The organism is Lysinibacillus sp. NPDC086135, assembly GCF_044746345.1.
GTDB lineage: Bacteria > Bacillota > Bacilli > Bacillales_A > Planococcaceae > Lysinibacillus.
This window is the reverse complement of sequence record NZ_JBIVCA010000001.1, coordinates 252,209-266,010: the sequence shown is the minus strand read 5'-3', so window position 1 is coordinate 266,010 and position 13,802 is coordinate 252,209. Positions and strand designations below refer to the sequence as shown.

General features: G+C 36.3%; 16 protein-coding genes and 2 pseudogenes. 5 read left to right on the top strand and 13 right to left on the bottom strand.

The window, feature by feature from the left end:
* Positions 1 to 73: 73 nt before the first annotated feature.
* From ACIPKN_RS01280 to ACIPKN_RS01245, 8 genes are all read right to left on the bottom strand, one after another.
* Positions 74 to 1,087 (bottom strand): minor capsid protein, encoded by a 1,014-nt coding sequence (locus ACIPKN_RS01280; protein ID WP_400932654.1) that lies wholly within the window; start codon positions 1,085 to 1,087, stop codon positions 74 to 76.
* A complete protein-coding gene (locus tag ACIPKN_RS01275) occupies positions 1,080 to 2,525 on the bottom strand; it encodes a phage portal protein (RefSeq protein ID WP_400932652.1) in 1,446 nt (481 codons plus the stop codon). The genes ACIPKN_RS01280 and ACIPKN_RS01275 overlap by 8 nt, the downstream gene beginning before the upstream one ends.
* 9 nt (positions 2,526 to 2,534) lie before the next feature.
* Positions 2,535 to 3,845: a PBSX family phage terminase large subunit gene (locus ACIPKN_RS01270; protein ID WP_400932650.1), complete on the bottom strand. Its 1,311-nt coding sequence runs from the start codon at positions 3,843 to 3,845 to the stop codon at positions 2,535 to 2,537.
* A complete protein-coding gene (locus ACIPKN_RS01265; RefSeq protein ID WP_400932648.1) occupies positions 3,845 to 4,282 on the bottom strand; it encodes a terminase small subunit in 438 nt (145 codons plus the stop codon). The genes ACIPKN_RS01270 and ACIPKN_RS01265 overlap by 1 nt, the downstream gene beginning before the upstream one ends.
* 51 nt (positions 4,283 to 4,333) lie before the next feature.
* Positions 4,334 to 4,498, bottom strand: a complete 165-nt coding sequence (locus ACIPKN_RS01260; protein WP_400932646.1) for a hypothetical protein — start codon at positions 4,496 to 4,498, stop codon at positions 4,334 to 4,336.
* Positions 4,499 to 4,670: 172 nt separating this feature from the next.
* On the bottom strand, positions 4,671 to 5,144 hold the full coding sequence (locus ACIPKN_RS01255) for a hypothetical protein (protein ID WP_400932644.1): 474 nt from the start codon (positions 5,142 to 5,144) through the stop codon (positions 4,671 to 4,673).
* 153 nt (positions 5,145 to 5,297) lie between these two features.
* The gene (locus ACIPKN_RS01250) at positions 5,298 to 5,735 is read right to left on the bottom strand and encodes a hypothetical protein (protein WP_400932642.1); all 438 of its coding nucleotides are present in this window, start codon (positions 5,733 to 5,735) and stop codon (positions 5,298 to 5,300) included.
* A 153-nt stretch (positions 5,736 to 5,888) separates the two neighbouring features.
* Positions 5,889 to 6,626: a hypothetical protein gene (locus tag ACIPKN_RS01245; RefSeq protein ID WP_400932640.1), complete on the bottom strand. Its 738-nt coding sequence runs from the start codon at positions 6,624 to 6,626 to the stop codon at positions 5,889 to 5,891.
* Positions 6,627 to 7,339: 713 nt separating this feature from the next.
* Between ACIPKN_RS01245 and ACIPKN_RS01240 the strand changes: the two genes are divergently transcribed.
* Positions 7,340 to 7,543: a helix-turn-helix transcriptional regulator gene (locus tag ACIPKN_RS01240; RefSeq protein WP_400932638.1), complete on the top strand. Its 204-nt coding sequence runs from the start codon at positions 7,340 to 7,342 to the stop codon at positions 7,541 to 7,543.
* Positions 7,543 to 7,842, top strand: coding sequence for a hypothetical protein (locus ACIPKN_RS01235; protein WP_400932636.1), 300 nt, complete (start codon positions 7,543 to 7,545; stop codon positions 7,840 to 7,842). The genes ACIPKN_RS01240 and ACIPKN_RS01235 overlap by 1 nt, the downstream gene beginning before the upstream one ends.
* Positions 7,843 to 7,892: 50 nt before the next feature.
* Here the strand turns inward: ACIPKN_RS01235 and ACIPKN_RS01230 are convergent, their stop codons facing one another.
* Positions 7,893 to 8,312: a hypothetical protein gene (locus tag ACIPKN_RS01230; protein ID WP_400932634.1), complete on the bottom strand. Its 420-nt coding sequence runs from the start codon at positions 8,310 to 8,312 to the stop codon at positions 7,893 to 7,895.
* Positions 8,313 to 8,763: 451 nt separating this feature from the next.
* Between ACIPKN_RS01230 and ACIPKN_RS01225 the strand changes: the two genes are divergently transcribed.
* The 3 genes and pseudogenes from ACIPKN_RS01225 to ACIPKN_RS01215 all read left to right on the top strand — a co-directional run bounded on the left by ACIPKN_RS01225 (position 8,764) and on the right by ACIPKN_RS01215 (position 10,816).
* Positions 8,764 to 9,273 (top strand): DUF3231 family protein, encoded by a 510-nt coding sequence (locus tag ACIPKN_RS01225; RefSeq protein ID WP_400932632.1) that lies wholly within the window; start codon positions 8,764 to 8,766, stop codon positions 9,271 to 9,273.
* A 268-nt stretch (positions 9,274 to 9,541) separates the two neighbouring features.
* A pseudogene (locus tag ACIPKN_RS01220) lies at positions 9,542 to 10,033 on the top strand (bclA protein); the annotation flags it as partial.
* A gap of 237 nt (positions 10,034 to 10,270) precedes the next feature.
* Complete coding sequence (locus ACIPKN_RS01215) at positions 10,271 to 10,816, top strand: BclA C-terminal domain-containing protein (RefSeq protein ID WP_400932630.1); 546 nt, start codon at positions 10,271 to 10,273, stop codon at positions 10,814 to 10,816.
* Positions 10,817 to 10,955: 139 nt separating this feature from the next.
* Here the strand turns inward: ACIPKN_RS01215 and ACIPKN_RS01210 are convergent, their stop codons facing one another.
* From ACIPKN_RS01210 to ACIPKN_RS01195, 4 genes and pseudogenes are all read right to left on the bottom strand, one after another.
* Positions 10,956 to 11,210, bottom strand: coding sequence for a hypothetical protein (locus ACIPKN_RS01210; protein ID WP_400932628.1), 255 nt, complete (start codon positions 11,208 to 11,210; stop codon positions 10,956 to 10,958).
* The gene (locus ACIPKN_RS01205; RefSeq protein ID WP_400932626.1) at positions 11,195 to 11,620 is read right to left on the bottom strand and encodes a RusA family crossover junction endodeoxyribonuclease; all 426 of its coding nucleotides are present in this window, start codon (positions 11,618 to 11,620) and stop codon (positions 11,195 to 11,197) included. Before ACIPKN_RS01205 ends, ACIPKN_RS01210 begins: the two co-directional genes overlap by 16 nt.
* A gap of 10 nt (positions 11,621 to 11,630) precedes the next feature.
* Positions 11,631 to 12,879: pseudogene (locus ACIPKN_RS01200) on the bottom strand (DNA cytosine methyltransferase).
* Between the two features lie 24 nt (positions 12,880 to 12,903).
* Positions 12,904 to 13,551, bottom strand: a complete 648-nt coding sequence (locus ACIPKN_RS01195) for a dUTP diphosphatase (protein WP_400932624.1) — start codon at positions 13,549 to 13,551, stop codon at positions 12,904 to 12,906.
* Between the last annotated feature and the right edge of the window lie 251 nt (positions 13,552 to 13,802).

Genomic DNA, 13,802 nt, shown 5'->3' with positions numbered 1-13,802 from the left:
GCATTGTCGTAGTACGCACGATAGGTGTTAGCTTTGAATCTTTTACGTCTGCAAAGCAAAAAAGACGATGAAACTATGAGACGTACTTCACTTTCCACTTTTTATAGTCCATCTTCTCGATCCGACCGTTAGCAGACATTCGTGTTTCATTTTTCATATACTCTGCTTCGTTGAAATACGCAATAGTTGTTGTCCTGCATCTCGTATGAAACGGTGGAGCATTGGTACCTGGTTTATAATCTTTCACAAAGTATAGTTTCATATCCTGTTCTTGACATATTTCTGATGTACGATTGTCCAATGTGGCAAGTATCTGATAGTGGTCAATACCTGCATCAATATAAGCGTTGTTTGTAGCTAAACCGTGAAAGAAATTAGCTTCAGTTCTTACAAGCGCCTCCGCTCGACTTAAAGCTACATCAGTAGCTTCACTAATTGCTCTTGACGTTTTTATGAGTGAGCGACCCTGTTTAAACGATTTTTCTAACTCTATTTTTATAGTTGCTATTGTTTGGGCTTCATGCCCCCATATTCGCTTTGAAAACTCTTTCCCGGACCAATTATAGGACAATACATCTTTCATAACATCATCTGTTAGTTTAGTGATAGGCTGATAAACTGCCGTAAACGATGCAATGTCATACAACGATTTGTAGTAGGAGTTTTCATAAACCTCTGTTAGCCCTGAGTACGTATAAGCCTGTAATCCATTTGCGCTACCGAATAACTCAAGCATCTGCATTTGTATCTGTAATTGCAACATTTCTAGTCGAGAGATTCTCGCTCTATAACTTATTGCATTTAATATGCGATCATATTCTGGATCGCCTAACAATGACATTGCTCTAAATTGATGAAGTGTGATATTTCGAAAATCCTTTAGTTCTTTAGCTGTTAAATACTTTTTTGCTTCGGCATATGAAATTTTATTATCAATAGCATAACGTGAATAGAATACTTCAATCTGTTGTATGATGTTTGCTTGTGCTATACGTAGTTGTTCATCCATACGAGCCAAATGTTTACTTGCAATAAGTTGTGATTCTAGCTCACGCTGTGCTGCACGACTTTCCCAATACTTACTCATTGCCCTTCACTTCCATTTGAGATTGTCGCTGTTGCTCTATAGACTCTCGATACTCATCTATTTCTTTCTGTTCTTCTTCCTTTTGCTTTTTAAGGCGTTTCTCGACCTCCGGTGTATACCAAGGGTGATTTTCACGGTTTGTTTGGTCATCGATAATACCTGTAGACTTCTCGCACATCTCAACAGCTTCCAACTCGTTTGTGATGATATCACGATTGAATATAAACTTTACTTTTTCATTTGTGAAATCACCTTCGTCAATCATCTTTAGATAATGTGTAATAAACCACATCATATGTTCAATGCTTGATTGCATCTCACTTTCTAAAATATTACTGTCAAGATCTAAATCACTGTAACGAAATTTAAGAGCAACTCCAGAAGCATTGCCTAGATTTTCATTTATGGTATCCACACCACGGCCTAATTCATAAATAACTTTACGTGTGCGTTCAAGCTCTTTTTCTGTTGCCTCTGTTTGAATGTCAGCTATAAGTTTGTCTACATCACCATTTTCATCCGTTTTAACAACACGGTATTTATTCAAGTCACTAATAAACTCTTCTAAATCTACTCCGCCGTAATTTATTAGCTTATAGATGAAATTCGGAATATCGGCAAGGATATCGGCATTAGTTGATGCTTGAGTATTGTAGTTATCCACTAACGATTTAATTTGGTCAATCAGTGCTTGTTCTTCCTCGTTATAACGGAAATGAATAAGAGGTATCTTTTCCCATAGTACTGGCTGTTCACCAAATAAAAAATGATAACCTTGTTTACCACCTCTCTGAACATCAGAAACAAGTGTTGAACCATCTAGTACATAATGATCGATACCTTTATTGTGATAGTGCTCAACCTTTTTCAGTGTCTTTTTTGTTGTCCCATCATAATAATCCGTTTCATACACTCTTAAAAAAGACTCTATTTTCATATTCTCGGAGTCAGCATAAAAAGGAATGATCTGCTCGGCAGGGAAGCGCATAAAACTTAGTTCACCAGTCTCATTAAAGTATGGATGTAAGTAAGCAACTCCCTTATTGATGGCCTCCTTGCCTACCTTTCGTAAACGATTGATCATTCCAGCATCAAAGATTTCATTGAGCTTTTTCTGATAAACTTTGTTTTCACTTGTAATAGATGGCTGTTTTGAAAGTGTGTAACCAACTTTTTGATCAACGAGTTTCTTTACATATCCATGAACAAGCTTTAAATTAGATTTCCAAGCAGCGTCACGCTTCTTTTCTTCTATGTCCATTTTATTTCTATAATACTTTTCTCCAATAATCATCAACTTGCGTTTGTCAGACTTTTCCCAGTCTTCTATCTCGTTAAGTATTACTTGTTCATCCTTAATCACACTTTCAACCATATTCTTAATCACCTCTTCCATTTGCTCATGCCAACGCGGTCTAAACAAGTCTTCGATCAGCATTTAATCACCTCACTTTAGAACAGACATTGAAGGTCGTTTCATATCTCTTTCAAATGCATAGCGAGTAGCGTCTATTGTATGGTTATCTTTATCCTCTAAGCGAGGTATCGGATTGCCATCTCTGTCCGTTTGATAATCGATGTTTTCAAATTCTCTTGCAATGTTTGGCGTACGCAATGGGTCGATATAAATTGCATCTAAATCGTCTAACCATTCCTCACCATATTCGACGCTATCCGGACCTTTCTTTACGGCATAGAGCTTTTTAATACCTAACTCATTCTTTAACTCTGCATTGGATTTAGGCTCTGCACTTTCTGCTGCAATACGGTCATTTTCATAACCCTTCGCATGTAATTTTTTCGATAACTCACGATTACTAATCTTCACACCGTATACTTCATCAACAGCATAGATAGCATTTTTCTTCTTGTCATAATGCCAACGCACAAATGCTAATGGATCCGTAGCATAACCGTAGTCGACTCCGTTTCGGATATTGTCAAAGGATGCAACCATTTCATCTGTGATTGAGCCTTTTTCAATTTGTAGGTTGTCAAAGGGTACAACTCCACTACCTATCGCTTCACCAAGGTATTCCCATCGGTATTTTAAAGGTTTATTTTTCTTAACGTTCTCTGCTTCTTCAATAAACTTTTTCGATAAATGCGGATTCCCTAAATAAGTTGAATGATCTACGTAAGTATTTGAATCAATCATTGAACTCTCATACTTCTTATTCACCCACGACTGTTTACGTTTCGGTGGATTGTAAGAATAATAAAAAGAGTAGTCAAAAGGGTACGCTTGCTGTCTTTCAGCTTGCGAAAATATCTTCCCTTCCAACTCCTCACGTAGAATCGAGTTTTCGATTGTTGTTACTTCATCTTCTGACTTAAACTCTGCTAATTCTTCAAACCATACGATAGCTAATGGGAAATCAGCATCTTTGATAGATTTAATCTTTTCGGGATCATCTGCACCAGCAAAATAAATTTTGTTTCCTCGGCCTAAGTAAGTGATTTCGAGCTTGGAATCAACAAAACGGAATTGATCACGAACACCCATAACATTTGCGGCTGCTTTAAAGTTAGCGTACACAGATTTCAGAATGGTGTTTTGCACTTTACGAATACCAAGTGCAGATACTGGGTATTCCATGATGTCTAGTAGGATACGCATTGGAATATGAAAGGACTTACCAGAACCACGACCACCCTTTAAAACATAACGTAAATGTTCCTTTGCTCTAGAGGCACGCCAGAAAGGTTTGAATTGCTCTGTAATGATACTAGCCAAACTGATACGTTTCTCTGTCATTACACATCATCCACAATAACCACTTTAGTTTTACCATCTGTCTCGACCTTATCAATCCACATACGGTATCTCTTGCCTAGTAATTCAGCAGCTTTAATTCGTTCTGTAGTAGTTGGTGGCATATCTTCATCAATTGTTTGTGCACCTTCACCTATGCCACGTAAAGTTGCCGAAGTTGTCTCGCCCCTTGCGATAGCAGTTAGTAACTCTAGTATTTCTTGCTGATCTGCTACTCGCTCAGACTTCAACTCTTCCATGCGATTGTCTATATAAGATTTCACGCTAACATTTGTTAACATGCGACTTCCTGCAGCCCTTGCAGTAGCTTCCTTCTTAACATTCGGATATGCCTTCAAATAAGCTTCTGTTGCATTCCCTAGTTCAATATAATAATCAACAAACGCTTGCTGCTTCACTGTTAACTTGTGTTCAATCAATGGCATCACCCCATTATGCTAGTTGCTTATTTTACTCAAAATAAAAAGACGTCACTCGGACGCCTTTAATGTTTTATCAATATCCTCAATCAATCTGTCTACACATTCTTTAGTGATTTTTTTACTACTCATGGCTTTGTTGTTAAGTTTATCATGCTCATTATGCGGTGTTCTGTTCACGTGATTTTTAAAATTAGTTGTAATATCCCCCGCCATAAAATCACCTCATTAACAAAATAGCATAAAAATAGCTGTTTATCACTATTATATTTAGGTATTATTTCACCCTCAAAAGTAAGCACCGTTGTCCAACAGTCAAAGGGGAGGAACTGCTTGATACTCACTTTTCAGGGCAAAATAAAAACACCCATAGGATGTCTTTTTTTGTTCATTCATTATCATATTTTATATTCGCTATCAAAGAATTAAAATAAATTGCAGTAGGACGTATTTTAATAAGTCTTTCATAAGTACGGTTAATATATATAATTAAAAAGGCAATTACCATGCTATGAAGGAAAACACTCCAAGCACTATTGCCAGACAGCTCTTTTATCGCCGAATATAAAACGCCAATAATACTAACAATTGCAATAAGTGAAGGTATGTATTTAGAAGGATCATGTGATTCTTCAAATTCTTTAGCCCTTGCTTTTACAATCACCTGTTGAGTATGATCCATTACTTTTAATGAGTCTATATTGTTCTTGATTGATTCAAAACTTAAAGAAGATTTTTTAGGGAAAAGATTACTATCAATGAATGCTTTTAGATCTTTATCATCTTTCCTAGTCATTTCAATTAAGTCGTGAATAAAAGTGGTATTTTGGCTAGATGCGTTTGTTTGAGTTGATTCTGTCATTTAATTCACCTCCAAACCAATCATAAACCAGGAGATGAAATATATGTAATAACTTTTTGCTCTCAAAAGTAAGTACCGTTGCCCAACAGTCAGGGGAGGTGAAACTGCTCGATACTCACTTTTCAAGGCAAAATAAAAATTCACCCCTTTCAACTATGGAGTGAATTTTGTTCGATATTTTTTACCTTCTATATCTTCAACTATTACATGAATCTTTTTCCTTTTGCCGTTTGTCTTTTTATGGAATTCAGATACATTTACTTCTCTTGTAAACACTTTTACCTCACCGGATTTTATTGAGTCGATTAGCGGGCTTTTACCAGAACGTTCTCTTCCTAATAACACGGTTTTAAAGTTATCTTTGTAATAAAAACCTATGTATCTAACATGTACAACTTTAGTTCTTACATTATACAAACAAATGTCGTATCTTTTAAGTTGCTCACCGTGATTTTGATGTCTAAAATCATCTTTTATAACATCAACTAATAACTTTGGTCTACTTTCTTTTGATGCAATCCAAATTGCAGAACCTACTGCAGCTACTGAACCTAAACCACTTACCCAATCAGCGATGTTACCCCATTCCAAAGCTCTCACCTCCAACCTAATCATAAACGAGAAGATGAAATATATGTAACAAATTTTTGCTCTCAAAAGTAAGTACCGATGCCCTAGCAGTTAAAGGGGAGGAACTGCTCGATACTCACTTTTCAGAACAAAATAAAAACATCCCGGAGGATGTTAATTAAAATTTATATTATTAACATGATAGCCATACTTTCTAGCTAATGGCGGCATCACCCCTAGTACATCTGGGTGTTTACTCTTAAATGTCACCACTAATATGTCGTTTGCGAAAACATGTGAAATACTGTTGGCTTTAAATGTTTTTATAATATCATTTAAAAAATCTAATGGATCTGAATGGTTATCACCAATTAAAAATTTACACATATAATGTGTTTCAAATTCATCATCTAAATAATACCCTTGAAGCTTCGCGTTCATATCTTCAAATCTTTGATTGATTATATTTGTAATATCCTCATAAGTCTTTTGGTCCTCATTTTGGTCGTTGTTACTTATCACATTTTTTATTTCATTTAGCATTTGAATCTGTTCTGGATTTGTGATCATACTCGGATCAAATTTATCCATTTTTTTATCCATACCTTCTATTTTCGTTGTAATAGTAGTTAGTAATTTTGATGTTTCTCTTGAAACGACTTGGCTATCGCTATCCTGTTTCCATGCATAAAATATTGCAACCACAGCTAATGCAATAGAAACGGAGCTAGAAATAAACGAAAATAAGTCTACAACCTGTTTATTATCAGCAAGCCTAAATGTTATGACAAAATATATAATTGCACATAAAATTAAGACAAGCCATAACCAATCCTGATTTCTCCACTCTATCCATTTGTTCTTTTTTCTTTCTTGATTTTGTTCGTGATTTTCTTGTGTATTTTTTGCCATGTTAGTCCTCCCATTTAATCATAATCCGAGAGGTAACAAATTGGAACAATTTTCTACAAATTCCACTCTCAAAACCACACCAAACTCTGCCCTCTCAACTCATAGTGTTTTGGCTGTTTGATGCAGTTTTCAAAGCAAAAGAAAAAGCCTCCATCCTAAGATGAAAGCTTTGCTATTGTTTTTGTCGAGTTAGCTCACTTGCGAAATCGTGGTAGAGCTGGCCCACGTTATATTTGTAAAGCGAATTGTGTTTTTATTTATAGTGCGTATCCGCGCACTTTGTTGCTCAGTAAGTTTGTTTTAGTAAGTTTGACTAAATGGAAAGTGGACGAAGTTCACATAAAAACCACTCCTTCAGCAATTTTTAGCCTTTTATATTAATTAAGATACCTAATCTCTTAAAAAATATGGGCCGGCCGTGTATGTCTTGCCTCGAACAAGTTTATGAGGCGCAGGTCGGTCGTCGGTCTGTCTTTCCCTAATATTTAGGATTTTGTAAATACCAAGGGAAGAAACATTTACCTGTCCGACCTCCCCTTTAGTTTACATCGTAACTCACCAAAATTGATACGTTTGGAACATTTGGAACATCTGTAACACTTGGCACATTTGTAACACTTAGAACATCTTGAACATATGTAACTTTATTTAATGTAAAAAATAGTTTACAATTTGTAAGAAATAAATTACAATTAATATAAGAGGTGGTGCTATTGTTAAATAACAAATTAGTAATTTGTAGGGCGGAAAAAGGATGGACGCAACAACAATTAGCAGATGTGGTTGGTGTCAGTCGACAAACTATAGCAGCTTTAGAGAAAAATAAATATAATCCGTCTTTGATTCTAGCTTTTAAAATTGCTAATTCATTTGATAAAGAAATAACGGATGTATTTAATTATGTGGAGGATGAATAATGGTCAACTTAGCTATGATTAGTATATGTGTTTTAGCAGTGTTAGTAATTATTGCAGAATTTTACAAATCTACATTTGAACGTAGGATAGAGTCGCAAGATGAGAGAGGTCAAATGCTCATCTTTAAAATCAAGTCATTTTCTTATTCTGTTCTAACTGTTGGTATATTAATTGGAGTAGCACTAGTAGCAATGTTAAAATTAATAGATAAAGAATATTTTATTTATTATGTAATGCTTGTGTTTTTCATTCAAAGTATATCATCATCTATTTATTTGGCCGTTGTTCGGAGAGTGTAAAACATTTTGTAAAAAACCCTGTCTTAAAATGAGGACAGGGTTATTATTATTTACTTCATCATCATATCAATAACACGTTCTCGTACTCGCTGTACGCTTGTATGACTCATATTAAGCTTTGCACCTATCCAGCGGAAAGGCATGCCTTCTAACAACCAATAAAGTACTTCTTGCTCTATATCGCCATTTACCTTGCTTGTTAAATTTTGAACCATTAGTAATTCATCTTTAATTTTGTTAATGCGTACTTCTCGCGATGCTCTAATTTGAACATGTGCATGTACTGGATCACTTGTACTTCCGACTGCTTTAGGCATTGTTGCCTCAATACCATACTTGGCTGTAGATGCCGCCGCTGTTAATGAATCAAGCTCATCTTTCATTCTCATGTACTTACACATATTGTCATGGTACTTTTTAATTGCCTTGTCTAGTTGGTAGCGATTTAATTCCGTTTTCTCTTTTAACATAGGTTTGCCCTCCTACGGTGTGATATAATAATGTTGTAAGCACCGTCAAAGGGCATAAACCAATTCTTAGCTGTAGCGTCTGAACACGCTGCGGCTTTTTTTATTAAATTTCCAGGTTTTCAACTATACAAAACTAAAATTACAACATAGTTATAGTAGTGTAAGTGTTTGCTTGACACTTCAATGTCTTCATCCAAGACTACTTTTTAGCCATTTCTTTTTTTAAGGAGATGGCTCTTTTTTATTTTGGGATAGCAACCTGTTGCATTGCATCGCCGCACACTGTTACCGCACGTGCTATCCCTCTATTACATATAAAAGTGTTTGTTTTATAAAACTTTACATGTGTGTGTGTTTGTTATTTTTTTCATATTGTTCAGTAATGAATTATTTTTTTATTTTTAACCATACTATCCTTGCTTTAGCTAAAATAAGAAAAGGAAGTGAAAGTATGGGTATTTTTGGAGGAAATCCAAAAAACGAGCCATTGCATTACGGTGAAGTGTTTAGTGTTTGGTCAAATTTAATTGCAGATTATGGCATGATTTCTGGCTATCAAACTTTTTATAATCATGCTGGTGACGAAGATCTAAAGAAAATAATTGAAGATATCGTTGAACTTTGCAGGGAAGAAGTAAAACAATTAGAGAAAATCCTAAAAACAAATGGTATTGGTTTACCTCCTGCTTCACCTGAAAGACCGGTAGCAAGGATGAAGGATATCCCCGCTGGTGCTAAGTTTAATGATCCAGAAATTAGCGCTGCACTTAGTGCCGACCTAGCTGCTGGATTAGTTGCATGCAGTCAAGCAATGGGTATTTCTATTCGTGAAGATATCGCATTAATGTATGGACAATTCCATACAGCAAAAGCTCAAATCGGTGCTAAACTACTACGACTTAATAAAAATAAAGGCTGGTTAGTTCCACCACCATTACATGTAGATTATCCTGAAAAATAATATTTATTTCCTGACAAACCGTTTCCCCAGTATAAACTGGGGTTTTTTATTTTCCTCATATTGTTCAATAAGCGCTGCTCAAAAAAAGTATCTTTGTTCAAACCTAAATAGGTTTTAATCCAATCTCATATTTCTTTTAAACATATTATAAAAGAAATAGTGAGGTGAAATTATGTCTAAAAAAAAGAAAATTACTAGAATAAAAACTAACGGAAATTGTCCGCCAGTTAAGTACACAGCACTTAATAGTTGCTGTCCTTCAGTCCCCACCTCATCGTGTCTTTGTGATTGTTGTGTTTCTCCACTTCAGTCCGTCTTACAGCAGCTTGTTGGGCAAACTGTAATTCTTGGCACTGTTGCAGACGCACCAAATGTACCTCCTCTATTTTTTTTATTCACAATTATTGAAGTGAATGATTTTTTAGTTACTGTTACAGATGGTGCGACAACCTTTAAAGTAAATATTTCTGATGTTACAGGGGTAGGATTTTTACCACCAGGACCTACTATCAACTTGTTGCCACCTGTTAATTCAGGGTGCGAGTGTGATTGTCGCGAACGACCGATTAGACAATTGCTAGATACACTTATCGGTTCTACAGTGAATCTTTTAGCAGTTAATGGTTCTATTGCAGCAGATTTTACCGTGGAACAAACAGGTCTTGGCATAGTGTTAGGTACTTTACCAATAAGTCCTGAAACAATCGTTAGATTTGCAATTTCAACTTGCAAAATTACAGCTGTAGGGCAGACTAATTGAATAAGGGATAATATTAAAAATATTTAGTGAGTCGTTAGTTATTAATAATTAGTAATTTTATTCTTAACTAACAGGGGCTTGTTGAATAGCTATAAAGAAGTATCCATCTCATACAATTGGTCTTTTTTTTAAAATAGAACATTAATAATGAGTCTAAGTTATTAATTGAATGTATTAACCTATTGCCCTTTACACCATCTTTCACTCGAATAAAATACTACAAACGGAGGTGAAAAAATGGATAAATGTAGTAACTGTAATAAACGTTCCTACTTATGTGGAAGCCAAATAGGACCATTCACAGCCATTGATCTCTGTGGAATTACTGGTGCTATTCCTCCTGTAACACCATCAGCATGTAGTAGTCTTTGCGAATATGGATATATATATAATCTAAGTCCTGAAACTGTAGCTGTAGAGGCTGATGTTATTTTCGATTCAACAGGTATAGTTACACCTGGAATTACGCACATTCCAGGAACCTCTCAAATTGTTGTTACCACACCAGGAATCTACGAAGTTACTTTCAGCGTATCAGGTGTTGAACCTAACCAATTCACACTATTTTTAAATGGTGTACCGATCCCAGAATCAGTCTACGGTTCAGGAGCTGGTACTCAGCAAAATACTGGTCAGGTGATAATTGCTATCCCAGCCGGCGGTATTCTTACACTTAGAAATCATACCTCCGCTGCAGCAGTAATCCTTCAAACATTGGCAGGAGGCACACAAACAAACGTAAATGCTTCTATTATCCTTAAAATGTTAAGTCCTATTGTTTAAAGATAAAATACTCGGTAAAGATAGTTAGGAGTAAGTTTCCTTTGACGAAGGATTTGCTCCTTTTTTTCTTTTCAGATTTATTCATTCATATCAGGTAATTGATAACCCGTGTTCTCACTTCCTTCCTGAACAATATCTTTCAACTAACCACTTTTTGTTCCCCTAGCAATCCACCAGCACGCGACCCAATCTTTCCTGTCATCTCTAGATCCATAACAATCAATGCAGCACTAACCTTACTTGTATTAAGCCTTTGAGCTATTTTGTTTATTGGATATCCTTGATCCCACATGGTAATAAAAGTTCCAATCTGTTGTATTGTAAAATCAAACTTAACCGTTTCATGAACATCACCAGTGAATAAGATGTATCTACTGTCTACTTTTCTGCCCATTCAATCGTCACCTCGGCCCTTGGTTTTTCTGAATAAAACTTCCTCACTGTCATATCAACAATCTGAGAATCATCATGCCAAATAATCTTGTTGCATCCATCCTTAATACCCTTTATCAAGTTATCGAGATCGGGCTTTGTTGTTGGACGCAATTCGCCACTAGCTATAAGCTTTCTCTTTGGCCCTGTGTGGTATTTCTTTGGTGGCATGAGATAAATATCAGCTTTTAGTTTAATTGGCTCTGTAATTAATTCTGACGGCTTATATTGATATGCTACGAGCTTTACAAAGTCTTTGAAGTCCTTACTCTTTGGTGCGTCATGTGTGACTACCTTCTTACCACGTCTACTAAATCGAGGTCGCTCTTGTGGTTGAATTATCCCTGGTATTTCAAATGTTAGTACGTTCATGTTTGCCCTCCTACACTAACTTTTGTGCAATTGCCTCGATAACGTTTGCAGTTACACCATTGCCTGCCTGTTTATATAGTTGGCTATCTGAATTAACAGCTGCTGCTTTATCGAAAGCCCAATCAGGATAGCTTTGTAATCTCCAACATTCACGTGGAGTGAGTTTGCGAATACGATATTCATCTGTAAGTACGCCTTGTTGACAACCAGTGTCTAATGTATTCGCAATTCCTTTTCCTACACGTCCTCTACGAGTCTTAGAATCTGGCACTGAGTAATTGATAGAATCACCAGGATGAGCAGTATCATAACCCTGTTTTGTAGCTTCTTTTATCGCTACTCCGTGCCGGTCCTGTGCAGTTAATGTAAACATTGGTTCTCCTGGTTCTTTTATTCTTCTCCCGTTTTGCCTTTTTTCTAATCGATCTGGTGTTAGGACTGCCTGTACAATTTTCGGTTCCTGATTACCACCTTGCATCGTAGAAAGGCTAGGGGAAATCCCCACCCGTGTCGTAAATTCGCCTAATTAAATCATGACCTTTTATACTTAATTCTCCTGCAACAATTATTTGTTTTGGTTGTTTATAATCAGTTGCACTTAAAGCTCCTACAATTCCATTTCGATCGTGTACCCAATGCCTACAATTAGTACCCTTAGCATCTTGGTTTTTAGTAGTGCCAATTATGTTAATACTAGGCGCTGGACTAAATCCTTTGATAGGAAATACTTTTCGTCCACTTGCTCCTCTAAGATGTCCAATAATGAACACCCTTTCCCTGTTTTGCGGAACTCCGAAATCTTTAGAGTTAAGCACTTGCCATTCCGCATCATACCCGAGTTCATCCAAGGTTCTGAGGATAATCTCGAACGTATACCCCCTGTCATGGTTGAGGAGTCCTTTGACGTTCTCAAGGAATAAATACTGTGGTCGGATGATATTGGCGAAACGTGCGATTTCAAAGAATAAAGTTCCTCTAGTGTCATCGAATCCTTTTCGCTTCCCAGCAACTGAAAAAGCTTGACATGGGAATCCTCCACAGATAATATCGATTGGTCCTCTATCCCTAAGTCCTCGAATATCGTCATCTGTAACGCTAGTGATGTCATGTGCTGTCCATTCTCCTTTTGTATTGTGTATCGCCTCGTATGATTTACGAGCATATTTGTCTATTTCAACGTACCCAACGCATTCATGTCCTGTGGCTTCCATTCCGAAACGAAAGCCACCGACACCTGCAAATAGGTCTAAGAATTTCATTTTTTCACCTTCTTAATAATTTGCTCAATATCCAGCGTTTTGACGCTCATGGTTGACCTCGTTTTTAGCGTAGTAAGCTACTTCTACTTGCTCCCACGTGAAGCCAAGTAATTCACCAAGATGCATGAAATGATTTACGTATATGGAGTATTCCTGTTCTATTTCTTTAAATCCTGAATTAATCAACGATGCATCACCTATTAGATGTGTAAATGTCTTTGTAATATCATTACCAAAGATAAAATGTGTAGGTGAATAAACAGCATCAAAATTAACCTGTAATTCTAACCCAATACTCAAAATTAAATGCAAGCAGTCAACGTATTCTTCAAGAAGTGGATTTTTATATCCGTCAAAGCCAATTCCTTTGCAATATTCGCATTCTTCATACTCTAAACCACTATTACCATCTAAAAGATGTAATTTACTTGATGGCCAATTAATATCTCCAGTACCTTCACAAGGATCACATGAATTTTTCACAGAAATTCTCGGCTCCCGGTCCTTACTCCACTTCTTAAACCCTCGCCATTCATTCGCACATTCACCTAGTTCAACCTGTAACGCTAGTAGCTTCCAATCAAGATTATTCTGCCCTCGTAACTCTTGATGCTCCTGCATGATGTGCTCGTCCAACTTCGCTTGTGTTTCAAATAGTTTTGTTAAGTTCATTTTTTATTTTCCTCCGTCATTCGTTTTTTATTGCACCAATAACAAAAATTTGGTCCTTCGTGTTTAAAACTTGGTCTGTATAATGTTTTCACTAATTTCCCGCACTTAGGACATTCTTGTTTTGAATAATCCATCATTTACCTCCAACATTCCGATTATCTTTTACAAAACGTTCACCATTAACTTCAATGACTGTAGGTTTTTCTCTACGTAACTTGAGTATTATGACTTTAGTAAACAGCTGGCTACCT